The sequence below is a fragment of the Jejubacter calystegiae genome (genome assembly GCF_005671395.1).
Classification (GTDB): Bacteria; Pseudomonadota; Gammaproteobacteria; order Enterobacterales; family Enterobacteriaceae; genus Jejubacter; species Jejubacter calystegiae.
The window spans coordinates 1,458,776-1,474,171 of record NZ_CP040428.1 but is presented as its reverse complement, the minus strand read 5'-3'; the positions used below and the strand labels follow the sequence as shown (position 1 = coordinate 1,474,171).

General features: G+C 57.1%; 13 protein-coding genes. 2 read left to right on the top strand and 11 right to left on the bottom strand.

Annotation, left to right across the window (positions count from 1 at the left end; translation table 11 throughout):
- Nucleotides 1–7: 7 nt before the first annotated feature.
- The 4 genes from ubiE to udp all read right to left on the bottom strand — a co-directional run bounded on the left by ubiE (nucleotide 8) and on the right by udp (nucleotide 4,452).
- On the bottom strand, nucleotides 8–763 hold the full coding sequence (gene ubiE / locus FEM41_RS06780; RefSeq protein WP_138095263.1) for a bifunctional demethylmenaquinone methyltransferase/2-methoxy-6-polyprenyl-1,4-benzoquinol methylase UbiE: 756 nt from the start codon (nucleotides 761–763) through the stop codon (nucleotides 8–10).
- Between the two features lie 72 nt (nucleotides 764–835).
- Nucleotides 836–2,269 (bottom strand): DNA recombination protein RmuC, encoded by a 1,434-nt coding sequence (gene rmuC, locus FEM41_RS06775; protein WP_138095262.1) that lies wholly within the window; start codon nucleotides 2,267–2,269, stop codon nucleotides 836–838.
- A gap of 79 nt (nucleotides 2,270–2,348) precedes the next feature.
- Nucleotides 2,349–3,596 carry a tetratricopeptide repeat protein gene (locus tag FEM41_RS06770; protein ID WP_138095261.1) on the bottom strand — a complete coding sequence of 416 codons (1,248 nt, stop codon included), beginning with the start codon at nucleotides 3,594–3,596 and terminating at the stop codon, nucleotides 2,349–2,351.
- A 94-nt stretch (nucleotides 3,597–3,690) separates the two neighbouring features.
- Nucleotides 3,691–4,452 carry a uridine phosphorylase gene (gene udp / locus FEM41_RS06765; protein ID WP_138095260.1) on the bottom strand — a complete coding sequence of 254 codons (762 nt, stop codon included), beginning with the start codon at nucleotides 4,450–4,452 and terminating at the stop codon, nucleotides 3,691–3,693.
- A gap of 269 nt (nucleotides 4,453–4,721) precedes the next feature.
- Between udp and FEM41_RS06760 the strand changes: the two genes are divergently transcribed.
- Nucleotides 4,722–5,546 carry a dienelactone hydrolase family protein gene (locus tag FEM41_RS06760; protein ID WP_138095259.1) on the top strand — a complete coding sequence of 275 codons (825 nt, stop codon included), beginning with the start codon at nucleotides 4,722–4,724 and terminating at the stop codon, nucleotides 5,544–5,546.
- Nucleotides 5,547–5,610: 64 nt separating this feature from the next.
- Here FEM41_RS06760 and metE read toward each other — a convergent pair whose 3' ends face one another.
- Nucleotides 5,611–7,872: a 5-methyltetrahydropteroyltriglutamate--homocysteine S-methyltransferase gene (metE, locus tag FEM41_RS06755; protein ID WP_138095258.1), complete on the bottom strand. Its 2,262-nt coding sequence runs from the start codon at nucleotides 7,870–7,872 to the stop codon at nucleotides 5,611–5,613.
- 120 nt (nucleotides 7,873–7,992) lie between these two features.
- Here metE and metR point away from each other — a divergent pair, with 120 nt between their 5' ends.
- Nucleotides 7,993–8,946 carry an HTH-type transcriptional regulator MetR gene (metR, locus tag FEM41_RS06750; protein WP_138095257.1) on the top strand — a complete coding sequence of 318 codons (954 nt, stop codon included), beginning with the start codon at nucleotides 7,993–7,995 and terminating at the stop codon, nucleotides 8,944–8,946.
- On the opposite strand, the gene FEM41_RS06745 is transcribed toward metR, so the two are convergent.
- From FEM41_RS06745 to pldA, 6 genes are all read right to left on the bottom strand, one after another.
- Entirely contained in the window at nucleotides 8,834–9,733 is a 900-nt protein-coding gene (locus FEM41_RS06745; protein WP_138095256.1) for a carboxylate/amino acid/amine transporter, read from the bottom strand. The two genes, metR and FEM41_RS06745, sit on opposite strands and share 113 nt — an antisense overlap.
- Nucleotides 9,734–9,826: 93 nt before the next feature.
- Nucleotides 9,827–10,633, bottom strand: coding sequence for a sugar/pyridoxal phosphate phosphatase YigL (gene yigL / locus FEM41_RS06740; protein ID WP_138095255.1), 807 nt, complete (start codon nucleotides 10,631–10,633; stop codon nucleotides 9,827–9,829).
- 27 nt (nucleotides 10,634–10,660) lie between these two features.
- Nucleotides 10,661–11,656, bottom strand: coding sequence for a lysophospholipase L2 (gene pldB, locus FEM41_RS06735; protein ID WP_138095254.1), 996 nt, complete (start codon nucleotides 11,654–11,656; stop codon nucleotides 10,661–10,663).
- Nucleotides 11,657–11,759: 103 nt separating this feature from the next.
- Nucleotides 11,760–12,383 (bottom strand): threonine export protein RhtC, encoded by a 624-nt coding sequence (rhtC, locus tag FEM41_RS06730; protein WP_138095253.1) that lies wholly within the window; start codon nucleotides 12,381–12,383, stop codon nucleotides 11,760–11,762.
- A gap of 66 nt (nucleotides 12,384–12,449) precedes the next feature.
- Nucleotides 12,450–14,300, bottom strand: a complete 1,851-nt coding sequence (recQ, locus tag FEM41_RS06725) for an ATP-dependent DNA helicase RecQ (RefSeq protein WP_138095252.1) — start codon at nucleotides 14,298–14,300, stop codon at nucleotides 12,450–12,452.
- A gap of 105 nt (nucleotides 14,301–14,405) precedes the next feature.
- Complete coding sequence (pldA, locus tag FEM41_RS06720) at nucleotides 14,406–15,275, bottom strand: phospholipase A (protein ID WP_138095251.1); 870 nt, start codon at nucleotides 15,273–15,275, stop codon at nucleotides 14,406–14,408.
- Between the last annotated feature and the right edge of the window lie 121 nt (nucleotides 15,276–15,396).

Genomic DNA, 15,396 nt, shown 5'->3' with positions numbered 1-15,396 from the left:
CTCCGGTTCAGAACTTGTAGCCACGATGCAGGGCAACAATTCCCGCGGTCAGGTTGTAGTATGAGGTTTGCTCGAAGCCCGCCTCTTCCATCATCGATTTCAGAGTTTCCTGGTCCGGATGCATGCGGATAGATTCCGCCAGATAGCGGTAGCTTTCGGCGTCCTGAGCCACCACTTCGCCGATGCGCGGCAGAATGTGGAACGAGTATGCGTCATACGCTTTGCTCAGCGGATCGATAATCGGTTTGGAGAACTCCAGCACCAGCAGGCGGCCACCCGGTTTCAGCACCCGGTACATCGAACGTAACGCTTTGTCTTTATCGGTAACGTTACGCAGGCCAAAAGAGATGGTGATGCAATCGAAGCTGTTGTCCGGGAACGGTAGCGCTTCGGCGTTGGCCTGCACATATTCCACGTTGCCCACCACGCCAAGATTGCGCAGCTTTTCGCGCCCCATCTTGAGCATCGATTCGTTAATATCCGCCAGCACCACCTCACCGGTTTCGCCCACCAGGCGCGAGAACTTCGCCGTCAGATCGCCGGTACCGCCAGCCAGATCCAGCACGCGCTGGCCGCGGCGCACGCCGCTACAGTCGATGGTGAAGCGCTTCCACAAACGATGAATTCCGAAGGACATCAGATCGTTCATGACGTCATATTTCGCCGCGACGGAGTGGAACACCTGCGCCACCATATCGGCCTTCTGCGCTCTTGCTACCGTGCGGTAGCCAAAGTGTGTCGTTTCTTGTGAATCTTCAGCCATCTCAAGAGTCCGCTTAGTCATAAATTATTTGAGGAGTGTATCAGATTGGGCGTCACGGGGTGTAAAGGTTCGTTAACCTTCCCCGGCACCGCGCCGCGGTGAATCTGCCCCCGTCTGGAGGTCATTCCCGTCGTCATACTCTGCCAGTCGGGCGGCGGCCTCTTCATCATCCTGAAGCGCATTCGCCACCAGATCCGGATTAATCTCGCGTTTCACCTCTACGCCCAGCCCGCGAAACGCTTCGGCCTGCACCAGCAGGTTGCCGCGCCCGCTGGCCAGCTTTTTCATCGCCTGACGGTAGTTATCCTGGGCTTTATCCAGGCTCTGGCCAATGGCAGACATGTCATCGACGAACAGACGCATCTTGTCATAAAGACGCGCGGCCCGTTCGGCAATTTGTTGCGCATTTCGGCTCTGATGCTCATAACGCCACAGATTGGCAATTGTGCGCAGTGCCACCAGCAGCGTGGTAGGGCTGACCAGCATAATATTGTGCTGTAGCGCCTCGCCAATCAGCTCCGGCTGGCGATCGATGGCGGCCAGGAAAGCGGGCTCCACCGGAATAAACATCAGCACATAGTCCAGAGAGCGCAGTCCGGGGAGCTGCTGGTAATCCTTACGCCCCAACTGGCGGATATGGCTGCGAACAGACGCGATATGTTCGCTCAGGGCCGTCTCACGGGTATAGTCATCGTCAGCGTTGAAGTAACGCTCCCAGGCCACCAGGGTCATTTTGGCGTCAATGACCACATCCTTCCCCTGGGGCAAACGTACAATGACGTCCGGCTGCATCCTGCTGCGGTTATCGAGCTGGATATTCACCTGGGTCTGATATTCATAACCTTCACGCAACCCGGAAGCTTCCAGCACCCGGGTCAGCACCACCTCGCCCCAGTTACCCTGAGTTTTATTATCCCCTTTCAGCGCCCGGGTCAGGTTTATCGCCTCCTGAGCCATCTGCGCATTCAACTGCTGCAGGTTGCGGATCTCATGCGTCAGCGTATGGCGCTCGCGGGCCTCCTGACCAAAGCTGTCCTGCACCTGGCGGCGGAAACCGTCCAGCTGTTCGCGTAGCGGCGTCAGCAGGCCATGCAGACTCTGGCGATTCTGCTCATCCACCCGACGGTTGCTCTGCTCGAAAATACGGTTGGCCAGGTTTTCGAACTGCTCGCTAAGGCGATGTTCGCTGTTGGCCATCTGGCGCACTTTTTCCTCGGCGTTCAGGCGCGTCTCTTCCAGCCGGGTACTTAGTTCACGCAGGTCAGCTTCCTGCTCGCGATTGATCTCTAATTGGTGGCGCAGTTCGCCATTCAGCCGCTCGCACTCTTCGCGCCAGTACTCGCCCTGGCTTAGCTGCTGGCGCGCCGCCATCAGCTCACCGTAGATATCGCGCTGTTCTTCCTGGCTCCGCGCCAGACGCTGGGCGTTGCGCAGACTTGCCGCCAGCCAGCCGACGGCCGCACCGGCCAATACCAGAGCCGCCATCAGTAAAAGAGAGAGATCCAAAGTCGCCTCCTGCCGAACTTATCGGGTCGAGGCTCAATTGTGCTGTACAGATGTCCAGATGAAAAGGCGTTTTCTGCCCTCACCTCAGAAGATGAACCCTGACCTTCCCCTGGTTATAGCCTTCCGCCAGGAAGAAGGGTACGGACAGCCGCCACACCCCCGCCTCCACTGGCGCATCATAACGGCAGCGCTCCCCCTCTATTTCCAGCTCCAGCGCTTGCTGGCCTCCTTCCGGGGCAGAAGAGGGGCCGGAAAACACCGAATACCCCGCATTGCTGCCAACGTGGAAGGCGCGGGCCTGCCAGCGTATTGGCGGATGCTCCGGCCAGGGTTGCGCATGATGGAAATTAAAGAGTTCATCGTGATTCAGGATACTGTTACGCACGGTTGCCCACAGTACCGATCTTAAAAAATACTGATCGGTAAAACGGGCGTTTCCCTCATACTGCACACAAAACTGACGTATCAGCGCGTCGATATCAGGAATGATCCCCGTGTAGCCCCCCCACATCCCCGCCAGTAGCAGTTCGGTATGAGTAAAGTAATCCCGCATATGGTGGAAGTAGCAGGGAGAGGCAATCCAGGCCTCTACGCTTGCCTGCTCTCGTTCGGAAAGTAGCGAATCGGCATCACGGATAATAAATCGCGTTACCTGCGGATCGCTGGCCACCAGAAAACGCCACAGCGTGGGAAAAAGCGTTTTTTCTCCACTCATATCCACCAGTTGTACCTGCTGCTGACGCAGCCGCTGCCAGACATGTGATGGAACCGAATCATCCAGATAGATCCGACAGGTCCAATACGGAAATAGCTCCCGGGCCACAGCCACATTTTTGATCAGGGTTTCGCAGTAACGCGGGAGTCTCCCATACAGGCTGAACGCAATGATATTTTTTTCTGGATCCCTGGGGTCGAAAGGAGGCGGTGCCCCTTCCGGAATAGGCCAGCTGGCACCCTGGCCGAAATGCTGGTCGGACAAGGTCAGCGATTCATGACCAAAACGTCGAACCTCATCCGCTTTATTCAACCAGCCACAAACCTCTGTCAGGCCATCCAGCCAGGTTGCCGATGCCTGGCTACGCCGCGCAGACCGGTAGATCCGCAGATAACTTTGGTACGCTTTTTCGTACTTCTCCATCCGCATCAGGCAAAGCGCATAATCGCTAAGGACCTGGAGGTTATCCGGCATGACGGAAAGAATCTGCTCACAGCAACGCGCAGCCTGGGCATAATCCTGCTGTGCCATCGCACTACGAAATTGTGCCGCGATGGCGTAAAACCGCTCCTGTTTTGAAATCTGGGGAGGGCGTCTGAATCCTGAACGCATATTCTGTCCCTTTGAGTTATCGTCCAAAAGTCCATTGTTCACCAGTCAGACAACAGACGAAATAGTCCCGCCCCGAAATTTGTATCTTTTACAATCAAACCAGACGTCGGGCGGCCTCCACCACGATGTTAATGGCATGGCTTTCGGTCTGCTTCATAGTTTCAGCATCAGGGATCTCCTGCTGAGTGCGGTTAACGATCACCCCGGCCACCATCCCGGCATGCAGCCCCTGGCTGGCACACATGGTCAGCAGCGTGGCGGATTCCATCTCGTAGTTCATCACTCTCATCTGCTGCCACTCTTCCATCGAGCCCTGGAAGCGACGGGTCACACGGCCCGAGAAAGTGTCGTAGCGCTCCTGGCCGGGATAGAAGGTGTCGGATGAAGCCGTCACGCCAATATGGGTTTCCACACCCAGCGCCTTCGCCGCTTCAACCAGCGCCGTGGTGCAGGTGAAATCGGCAACCGCCGGGTATTCCAGCGGCGCAAAGTGCAGGCTGGCGCCGTCCAGGCGCACCGAAGCGGTAGTGACCAGCACATCGCCGACGTTGATATGGGGCTGGATGGCGCCAGTGGTGCCAACCCGCAGGAATGTACGAATGCCCAACTGCGCCAGCTCTTCAACCGCAATCGAGGTGGATGGTCCACCGATACCGGTAGAGCAGACAATCACCGCTTTACCGCCCAATTCCGCCCGCCAGGTAGTAAACTCACGGTGCGCGGCCAGCTTCACCGGTTTTTCCATCAGCACGGCAATTTTCTCTACCCGCTCCGGATCGCCGGGCACAATAGCAAGCGTCGCTCCCTGCAGGTCGCTTTTGGTAAGACCAAGATGGAAAACATCAGACTTTGACATGGCAGACTCCTGGATCATGGTTGGATTGCGGTTAGACCATGGCTACTCTAACCAACCTAGCCGGTTATTTTCGTGACCTGTTTCACCACGGATGAAACAAATTTCATTTAAACGACATAAAAAGGTGACATCAATCACAAACAAAGACCACTCGCCCCCTGTCCTGTAGCGGAATGCCGACTTTTGCCACACGCGTGCCTTATTGTCTCAGACTATAGTGATTTGATTACGCTAAAAAATAGCTCAAAAAAACAGGTACGGAGAATGCCATGACCGACAGCACGACACAGAACAAGCCTGGCGCCGGATTCGCACCGGCGGCGTCCCCCGTCGCGACCTCTGCGATCCATACCTCAGCGGATGAACTCCATGCGGGCGAAACCTCTATCCCCAGCCAGGGCAAAGAGATGCCCGCTTACTTTGCTCGTCCTAAAGAGCCCGCAGAAAATCTGCCCGTGGTTATCGTGGTTCAGGAGATTTTTGGCGTACACGAACACATCCGCGATCTGTGCCGCCGCCTGGCCCTTGAGGGCTATCTGGCTATAGCGCCGGAGCTCTACTTCCGTCAGGGCGATCCCAATGACTGGGACGATATTCCCACCCTGTTCAGCGAACTGGTCAGTAAAGTGCCGGACAGCCAGGTAATGGCCGATCTCGACCACGTCGCCAGCTGGGCGGCACGCCATGGCGGTAATGCCAACCGCCTGCTCATCACTGGCTTCTGCTGGGGAGGACGCATCTCATGGCTGTACGCCGCCCATAATCCGCAGCTAAAGGCGGCTGTGGCCTGGTATGGACGACTGACGGGAGATAAAACGCTGAACTGGCCGAAACAGCCCATCGATATTGCGACCGATCTGAATGCGCCGGTCCTGGGGCTGTATGGCGCGCAGGATACCGGTATTCCGTTGGATAGCGTGGAGAGCATGCGTCAGGCGCTGCGCGCGGCAAACGCCAATGCAGAAATTGTGGTTTACCCCGATGCGGGACACGCCTTCAACGCCGACTACCGCCCCAGCTACCACAAAGAGTCCGCCGAAGATGGCTGGCAGCGCATGCTGGCGTGGTTCGAACGTTACGGCGCCGGTAAGTAACCCAAAACAGAAAAGCCCCTCATCGTCCATGATGATGGGGCAAACTTTTCTGACCCTAATGGCCTCAGGCGTTACGCAGGTTCTGTGCCGCCTGAACCATATTCGCCAGAGCCGCACGGGTTTCCGGCCAGCCGCGGGTCTTCAGACCACAGTCCGGGTTCACCCACAGGCGCGCAGCAGGGATACGCTGTGCCGCCTTGTTCAGCAGCGCTTCGATCCAGTCCACATCCGGTACGTTAGGCGAGTGGATATCGTAAACGCCCGGCCCGATCTCATTCGGATATTCGAACTCTTCAAATGACTCCAGCAGTTCCATATCCGAACGGGAGGTTTCGATGGTAATCACATCGGCATCCAGTGCGGCGATGGAATCCATGATGTCGTTAAACTCGCAGTAACACATATGGGTGTGAATCTGGGTTTCGTCACGGGCCACCGCGGCATTAAGACGGAACGCGTCCACTGCCCATTCCAGATAAGCCTGCCAGTCGCCGCGCTTCAGCGGCAGTCCTTCGCGCAGCGCCGGTTCATCGATCTGGATGATACCGATGCCCGCCGCCTCCAGGTCCGCCACTTCGTCGCGCAGCGCCAACGCAATCTGCTTCGCGATGGTTTCGCGGCTGACGTCCTCACGCGGGAATGACCAGCAGAGAATGGTGACCGGGCCGGTCAGCATGCCTTTAACCGGCTTGTCGGTCAGAGACTGAGCGTAAGTCGCCCACTCAACGGTAATCGGCGCCGGGCGACTGACATCGCCAATCACGATCGGCGGCTTCACGCAGCGGGAGCCATAGCTCTGCACCCAGCCGTTCTGGGTAAAGACGAAACCGTCCAGATGTTCGCCGAAATATTCGACCATGTCGTTACGCTCGGCTTCACCATGCACCAGCACATCCAGCCCCAGACGCTCCTGCTCCTGAATGGCCTGCTTGATGTGCTCTGCGATGCCAGTGCGGTAGTTCCCGGCATCCAGACGCCCTTTTTTGAAGTCCAGACGCAGACCGCGGATCTCGGTGGTCTGCGGGAACGAGCCAATAGTCGTGGTCGGCCAGGCGGGCAGTTGAAAGCGCGCGCGCTGGGCTTCGGCCCGTACCGGGTACGGATTAGCACGCAGGCTGTCGCGCCCGCTGATAGCGGCCAGACGCTTTGCCACCGCTGCGTTATGCACTCGGGTGGAGTGACGACGAGCCTGAATTGGCGCGCTCCATTCATCGATCGCCGCAGTATCGCCGCTGTTCAGCGCATCGCGCAGCAGGGTAAGTTCCTGACACTTCTGCAGGGCAAACGCAAACCAGCTCTTCACTTCATCATCCAGGCGGGTTTCCACGCTGAGATCGATAGGGCTGTGCAGCAGCGAACAGGACGATCCCACCCAAAGCTCACGCGCGCCGACAACCTCTTTAATCTGGCTATATTTTTCCGTCAGGTCGGCACGCCATACGTTACGACCATTCACCAGCCCCGCAGAAAGCAGCCAGTCGGCAGGCAAACGCTGGTGCAAAGTATTTACGTCATCGCTGCCGTGGACCAGATCGACATGCAGCCCCTGCACCGGCAGCGCGGCAATGGTATCCAGGTTCGGCGTAATACCTTCAAAGTAGGTAGTCAGTAGCAGTTTGACCTGCCCCGCCAGCGCCTCATAGGCCGGTTGATAAGCATCCAGCCATTCGCGGGGCAGCTCCAGCACCAGCGCAGGCTCATCGATCTGTACCCACTCGATGCCACGCTTCGCCAGCTCTGCCAGCACCTGCTGGTAGACCGGCAGAATCTCGCTCAGCAGTGACAGACGATCGAAGGCCTCGCCTTTGACCTTGCCCAGCCACAGATAAGTGACCGGCCCCAGCAATACCGGCTTAACGTTGTGACCCAGCGCCAGCGCTTCATCGACTTCTTCCAGCAACTGATTCCAGGCCAGACGGAAATTTTGACCGCGAGTAAATTCCGGCACGATGTAGTGATAGTTGGTGTTAAACCACTTCGTCATTTCCGACGCCGCCGCAGGCTCGCCGCTCGGCGCACGACCGCGGGCAATACGAAACAGGGTATCGATATCGATCTGACCATCGGCATTCTGGTGACGCGCCGGTACATTCCCCAGCATCAGGCTGGTGGTCAGGACCTGATCGTACCAGGCGAAATCGCCGACTGGCAGCAGATCGATGCCGGCGTCTTTCTGCTGCTGCCAGTGGCGGGCGCGCAGTTCACGGCCGTTTTCCAGCAGCGCTTCACGGCTGCTGTTGCCAGCCCAGTAGCTCTCTTGCGCTTTCTTCAGTTCACGATGCAGGCCTACACGGGGGAAGCCAAGGGTATGGTTGCGGATGGTCATTGTCTTATCGCCTCTTATGAATCTTTATGATTTAGCCGTCCAGATGTTTACACATCCATATTTCCCCGATACTGTATATTCCTCAAGCGCAAAATGTTCATGGCGAAGTGAAGGACTTTCATGATTGAGATAAAACACCTGCGCACGCTGCTGGCCCTGCGCAATAACGGCTCCCTGGCAGGCGCGGCCGCCACGCTGCATCAGACGCAGTCGGCACTGTCGCATCAGTTTAGCGATCTGGAACAGCGGCTCGGCTTTCGTCTGTTCGTTCGCAAAAGCCAGCCGTTGCGCTTTACGCCGCAGGGCGAGATTCTGTTGCGTCTGGCAGAGCAGGTGATGCCGCAAATCAGCCAGGCGCTACAGGCCTGCAACGAACCCCAGCAGACCCGGCTGCGGATCGCCATTGAGTGTCATAGCTGTATCCAGTGGCTGACGCCAGCGCTGGAGGCATTCCGTCAGCAGTGGCCTCAGGTAGAAATGGATTTTCGTTCTGGCGTGACTTTCGATCCCCAGCCTGCTCTACAGCAGGGGGAGCTGGATCTGGTGCTGACTTCGGACATTCTGCCGCGCAGCGGCCTTCACTATTCGCCGATGTTCGATTTTGAGGTACGTCTGGTACTGGCCACCGATCACCCTCTGGCGGGCAGGCCGCAGATCTTGCCGGAAGATCTGAGCGACGAAACCCTGCTGATTTATCCGGTACAGCGCAGCCGCCTGGATATCTGGCGCCACTTCCTGCAACCGGCAGGCGTCAGCCCTGGGCTTAAGCACGTTGATAATACGCTGCTGCTGATTCAGATGGTGTCGGCGCGAATGGGCATTGCTGCCCTGCCACACTGGGTGGTGGAAAGCTTTGAACGCCAGGGTCTGGTGGTGACCAAAACCCTGGGTCAGGGATTATGGAGTCGACTTTACGCCGCCGTGCGCGACGGCGAGCAGCGCCAGCCGGTGACTCAGGCCTTTATTCATTCGGCGCGCAACCACGCCTGCGATCACCTGCCGTTTGTGCGGAGTGCGGAGCGACCCAACGGCGATGTACCCACAGAGAAAGCACTATTACCATTCCCCCAATAAGAAAGCTCGGCCAGTGGGGCTGCTGCTGCCAGATAGCCAGATTGACCAGTAGCCCCGCCGGAACATGCATATTGTTCATGATCCCCAGGGTTCCTGCATCCACCTGAGTGGCACCGTAGTTCCACATAAAGTAGCCCAGGCCCGAAGCCACCACCCCAAGCCAGACCAGAATCCCCCACTGTAGCGAGGTTTCCGGCAGGTTCTGAGGATCCCCCAGCGCCAGCCAAGCCAACAGCGCGACGATAAACGCCCCCAGATAGAACCAGGAAAAGGCGCAGTGCTGCGGCATGGGGTCAACCTCCATCAACCGCTTGTAGCCCACCATGCCGATAGCGAAGCTGATGTTGGCGAGCTGTACCAGTAACAGCCCGGTCCAGAAATGGTCGCTGACGCGGTCATAGCGAATAATCGCCGCCCCCGCCACCGCCAGCAGAGCGCTCAACACATAGCCCCAGCGTAGCCTGCGGCCGCTAATCAGGTCATAAATCAAGGTGATATACAGCGGTGTCAAAACGGTGAACAGCAGGAATTCCGACACCGTCAGATACAGGTAGGCCTGGAAGCTCAGCAGATACATGATCCCCAGTTGCATTGCGCCCACCAGCATATACCGTCCCAGCGTTTTCAGGCGATAGCCGCGGATACGCAGAAACGGCAGGAATACCAGCGCAGCCAGCCCCACTCGCATCAACACGGAAAAGTAGCTGTCGACGTGACCAGCAAGATATTCGCCGATCAGGCTAAAGGAAAATGCCCACAAAATCGTGGTAATGATGAGTAATGCCACTGTAACGGTCTCTTCGCCCGGGAAAAGGGGCCATTGTAGCGAAGCCCGCAAGCGCGGGCGCGACTATTTAGTTGACGAATGATTGTTATTTAATCAATCATCATTCAGATAGAGCTGCCGCAGATAATGCGGTACGGCGTTATCGCCATTAGTGCCGATCACTTCCAGTTCTGGTAACAGATCCTTCAGGCGCTGGTGGGCATTGCCCATAATGCAACCCTTACCGGCCATGGTCAGCATCTCTTTATCATTCATACCATCGCCAAAGGAGATACAGTCTGCAAGCCCATAGCCCATGCCGTTTGCCACCGCTTCCAGGGCATGGCCTTTCGAAACGCCGCCGGCCATCACTTCCAGGCAGGTCACCGTCGAGAAGCTGACGTTAACCCGGTCGCCCCAGCGCGCATTAATCGCCTGTTCCAGCGGCAGCAGCTTGTCGTGATCTTCACAGGTGAAGAAGACCTTGCTCACCCCTACCGGCGCCAGCAGACCCGGTTGGTAGACGTTATAGCGGAACACCGCCTCCTGAAAATATTTCATATCTTCCGGGCGATGGCGGCTGATAAACCATTCGTCATCGCGATAAACGTTGGTGACGATCTCAGGATCCTGATACATCATGACAAACAGATCGCTGGCGATATCCTGATCCAGATCGTGAGAGAAGAGTAGTTTACCGTCGGCATCATGTACCCGCGCGCCGTTAGAGGTGATCATGCAGGCGCGGATCCCCAGACTGTCGCGGATCTGGCCGACATCGATATAGTGGCGTCCGGTGGCGAACACAAAGTGCAGACCGCGTTCGGTCAGCAGCTTCAGGGTCTCCCGTGCGTAAGGTGAAAGGCGGTGGTCAGGGGACAGCAGAGTGCCATCCAGATCGGACGCAATAATCGGGTACATAAAAAAAGTTCTACCTTATCAATCAAATCATTGGTTGTGGTTGTCGAAGAAATCGACGATGGCGTTTAACGCCCCGGCCCGCATAGCGTCCTTTTCAAACAGGATCTCATGCCATGCGCCGTTAATCATCAGCGGTTTCTCCCCTTCACAGGGATGACCCGCTTCGGCTCGCAGTTCGCAAAAACGATCGTGCATACGGTTATCCACCACCCTATCGTCTTCTGCCTGAATCAGTAACATCGGCGTGGTGACTTCAGCGGCCCCTGCCAGTACCTGTTCACCCGCGAGGATCCCTTCACGTACCCAGTGCCAGGTAGGTCCCCCTACCCGTAGCCCGGGCTCATCGGCATAAAAACGTAGATTGCGGCGATAGCGAACCCGGCTATGGGTCAATACGTTCAGGGGGAACGGGAGTGGGCGCCAGCGGCCAGTGCCGATAGCGTAATCCTCGCGAACCCGCTGGTGACCTTCGGCCCAGTCCAGCAGATGGCGCACCATCCAGTCCGGCAACCGGATGATAATACCAAACATCGGCGCGCAGAGCGCCACGGCATCGAACGCCTGGGGATTACGTTGCAGGAACAGCGTGGTAATAGCGCCGCCCATGGAGTGAGCCAGCGCATAGCGCTTACGCCATGGCCCTTCAGCAATTTCGCGCTGCCACAGGCGTTCCAGGTCATCCACGTAGTCACTGAAGTGCACCACGTGACCCCGATGGGTGTCAGAGAGCATACGCCCGGAGCGCCCCTGCCCCCGGTGATCGATAATCAGCACATCGAAGCCGCAGTGGAACAGATCGTAGGCCAGCTCGGCGTACTTCACATAGCTTTCGATCCGTCCTGGCGAAACCAGAATCACCCGATCATGGCGGGCAGAACGAAAGCGCACAAAACGCAGCGGAATACCGTCCACGCCAGCCAGTTCGCACTCTTCCCGCTGCTGCCAGAACGCGGCCAGGGGTCCCATGGCAAATGCCGCGAACGTTTTTTCCCTTCTTAACCAGCTCTCTCTGTGCTGTGACATAGACCCGATTGCGCCTCCGCATGCCGCCAGAAATATAATGAGTCTATTCTGACATAAACAGTAGGAAGCAGAGGAACCTTATGAGCGCCCCTGCGCTCTGGCCTTAGCGGGAAAGAATAAGGTGAACGCCAAATCCGGCGAACAGCGCGCCGGCCACACCATCGATCCAACGCGCCAGCTTCTGATAGCCGCGGCGCATTTTGGGCAGCGCAAAAACGCTCGCTACCAGGGTAAACCAGGCGAAAGTTTCCAGGGTTATCAGCGCGAAGATGCCCCATCGTGCGGAAGTACCGACGCTATCGCCAACAAACAGCGAAAAGATACTGCCGAAGTAGATTATCGCCTTCGGATTCGCCAGGTTGGTGAGCAGACCTTTAATAAAGCTTTTTCCGCCGCGGGCCAGCGCCGCCTGGGGTTCCGCTGCCGTGACCTGACCGCGCCGCTTCAGGGCGCCGCGCAGCATCTGCCAACCCATCCAGCACAGATAAAGACCACCGCCCACCATAATGACGGTATGCAACCAGGCCATTTTCGCCAGAATCAGATTCAGCCCCAGTAGTGCCAGCGCCGACCAGACCATTACGCCGCCGGTAATGCCCAGTACGCCAAGCATCGCCTCCTTGCGGGAACGGCTTAACGCAGTCTGGGAAACGAAAAAGAAATCGGGGCCGGGGCTCATCAGTGCCACAATGTGCACCAGCGCCACCGTCAGAAATAACATCAGCATAGGATCGCTCGGGAAAAATCAGAGATATTTACCATAGCATGAGCTTATGGCCCCTACCAGACTGGCTCAGGCAAAGGGGGAATAACCGTCCTGCTCATCCTCACCGTCGACGTGCTCGCGAATCAGCATCATAAACGGACGACCAAAGCGTTCCAGCTTGCGGGTGCCCACACCGTTAACGCCAAGCATCTCGCCAGGGCTTAACGGCATCTGCTCCGCCATCTCGATAAGCGTTGCGTCGTTAAATACCACATACGGCGGAATGTTCTCTTCATCGGCGATCGCTTTACGCAGCTTACGCAATTTAGCGAACAACTTACGATCGTAGTTGCTCGCCGTCGCCCGCTGGCTGACCCGGGGCTTTAATGCCTGTACCCTCGGCACCGCCAGCATCAGCGGCGACTCGCCACGCAGCAGCGGACGTGCCGCTTCGGTGAGCTGAAGCGCAGAATGGCTGGCGATATTCTGGGTGACGACGCCCAGATGAATCAACTGACGAATCACGCTCACCCAGTGTTCATGGCTGTGTTCCCGGCCAATACCGTAGACCGGTAACTTGTCGTGCTGTAGTTCACGGATGCGCTGATTATTAGCGCCGCGCAGAACCTCCACCACGTAACCCATCCCAAAGCGCTGATTAACGCGATAAATGGTAGAAAGCGCCTTCTGGGCATCCACTAGCGCATCGTAGCGCCGTGGCGGATCGAGGCAGATATCGCAGTTGCCGCAGGGCTCCTGACGCCCTTCACCAAAGTAGTTGAGCAGCACCAGACGGCGGCAGGTCTGGGCCTCGGCAAAAGCGCCCATGGCGTTAAGCTTGTGACGTTCAATATCCTGCAACTGTCCGGCAGGTTTCTCTTCCAGACAGCGACGCAGCCAGGCCATATCCGCCGGATCGTAAAACAGCATGGCTTCAGCAGGCAGGCCATCGCGCCCGGCGCGGCCTGTCTCCTGGTAGTAGGATTCGATATTACGGGGGATGTCGAAATGCACCACGAAACGGACGTTGGGTTTATTGATGCCCATTCCAAAGGCCACCGTCGCCACCACGATCTGCAAATCGTCGCGCTGGAATTTCTCCTGCACCTCGGCGCGCACGGCGTTATCCAAGCCCGCGTGGTAAGCCCCGGCGCTGATTCCCCGACTTTGCAGACGGGCGGCGGTGTCTTCCACCTTCGAACGGCTGTTGCAGTAGATAATGCCGGACTTACCGCGCTGATCCTGCACGTAGCGCATCAGCTGTTCGAGGGGTTTGAACTTCTCCATCAGCATATAGCGAATGTTAGGACGGTCGAAGCTGCTGACCTGAATCAGGGGGTCGTTCAGCCCCAGCAGGCGGACGATATCACGCCGGGTGGTGTCGTCCGCCGTTGCGGTCAGCGCTACAAAAGGCACCTGCGGCAGGCGAGCGCGTAGCTGGCCCAGAGCCGCATACTCAGGGCGGAAGTCGTGCCCCCATTGGGAGATACAGTGCGCTTCATCCACCGCCAGCAGCGACAGATTCCAGTGGCTGAGCCGTTCGATGAAGTTATCCATCATCAGCCGTTCAGGGGCGATGTACAGCAGGCGCACCTCGCCGCTGTGGCAGCCCACCAGTACCGACTGCTGCTCTTCACGACTCTGCGTGGAGTTCAGACAGGCAGCGGCCACGCCGTTTGCCAGAAGCTGATCGACCTGATCTTTCATCAGAGAGATGAGCGGCGAAACCACCACCGTCAGGCCATCAAGCACCAGCGCAGGTATCTGGTAACAGAGCGACTTACCGCCGCCGGTGGGCATCACCACCAGGCAGTCGCGCCCTTCCAACACCGTGTTGATGATGGTCTCCTGACCTGGGCGGAACTGCTGATAGCCGAAGGTTTCCTGAAGCACCTGTGCCGCAAGCCGCTCCTGATTAATAACTTCCGCCTGCGCCACGCGCCCCCCATCAACTAAAAAAACTCAGGCGCTATTGTCAGCGCCTGAGAGTCAAACTGCAATGATTTATCCCGTCATGATGACTTTACTTCGATACGTCTCGCATCACAGGATGTCGTTAAGCATCACCCCAATTCCGACTCGGGTCTGGTTATAGTTGTAGTCGATAAGCGATTCGCCATAACCGCTGTAGACCTGGCCGTAGAGGCGGACGTGTTTGGTAATAGGGTAGCTCAGACCCAGCTCGGCGCCGCCGTAACCGGTGTTCCAGTTGTATTGTCCTTTGGCGCTCATCACCAGATCGCCCAGCGAGTAACCCACGCGCAGCTGATAGTAGCCCATATATTTAGTGATATCGGGGTTATCATCTTTATCACCCACGGTGAGCCAGGGTTTCACTTCCACCAGCCAGTTGCCATTTTCAGCCATCAGGCGGGTATACAGGCGGTTCCAGCTGCGGGAAGTGGGTTCAGAGTGACCATTGGATTGGTGATTAAAGCCGTATTCCACATCACGCAGCGTCCAGCCTGCAAACTCATAGTCGGTGGCGAAGCCCAGGAACAGTTGCGGCTCGTAGTTGTTTTCACGAAACGGTGATGAATGGTCGCTGTTGGAAAGCTGCCACCAGGAGCGCTGGGTATAAGAAGCGGCCAGCACGGAATTATCCCCGGCAATACCACGCCAGATAGGGAAAGCCAGGCTGAGCTGAAATTTCACCTCATCCTTTTTCGCATCATGGCCCCAGTCGTAGGAATCAATCGCTTTTTTATTAATGCGATCGGTATAGGTATAAAGTAAATAGTTACTGTCGTAAGGATAGAGCGTGAAGGGATTTTCATGCTCCTGAAGCAGGTTAGCGATAATACTGCCGCGTACTGCCGGCTTATCGTGGACCTTTGTGATCGTCGCTTCCTCTGCGATTGCCGCATAAGGCAGTAAGCCCGCCACTACTACACCACCCAACAATTTGCGCATTAGCACTGTTCTCCTGAACAACAAAAGGGTCAAAGGTTTTTTCCTGCCTGCATTCTACAGAATTACCTCATATGATTTACCAGTAGATTCTTAATAAATTGCAAAGATTCGCTCTCCGGCA

Bases quoted from the DNA above. Each gene is read 5' to 3' on its own strand.
- ubiE (WP_138095263.1), bottom strand. From the start codon at position 763: ATGGCTGAAGATTCACAAGAAACGACACACTTTGGCTACCGCACGGTA.
- FEM41_RS06770 (WP_138095261.1), bottom strand. From the start codon at position 3,596: ATGCGTTCAGGATTCAGACGCCCTCCCCAGATTTCAAAACAGGAGCGG.
- udp (WP_138095260.1), bottom strand. From the start codon at position 4,452: ATGTCAAAGTCTGATGTTTTCCATCTTGGTCTTACCAAAAGCGACCTG.
- FEM41_RS06760 (WP_138095259.1), top strand. From the start codon at position 4,722: ATGACCGACAGCACGACACAGAACAAGCCTGGCGCCGGATTCGCACCG.
- metE (WP_138095258.1), bottom strand. From the start codon at position 7,872: ATGACCATCCGCAACCATACCCTTGGCTTCCCCCGTGTAGGCCTGCAT.
- metR (WP_138095257.1), top strand. From the start codon at position 7,993: ATGATTGAGATAAAACACCTGCGCACGCTGCTGGCCCTGCGCAATAAC.
- yigL (WP_138095255.1), bottom strand. From the start codon at position 10,633: ATGTACCCGATTATTGCGTCCGATCTGGATGGCACTCTGCTGTCCCCT.
- pldB (WP_138095254.1), bottom strand. From the start codon at position 11,656: ATGTCACAGCACAGAGAGAGCTGGTTAAGAAGGGAAAAAACGTTCGCG.
- rhtC (WP_138095253.1), bottom strand. From the start codon at position 12,383: ATGCTGATGTTATTTCTGACGGTGGCGCTGGTGCACATTGTGGCACTG.
- pldA (WP_138095251.1), bottom strand. From the start codon at position 15,275: ATGCGCAAATTGTTGGGTGGTGTAGTAGTGGCGGGCTTACTGCCTTAT.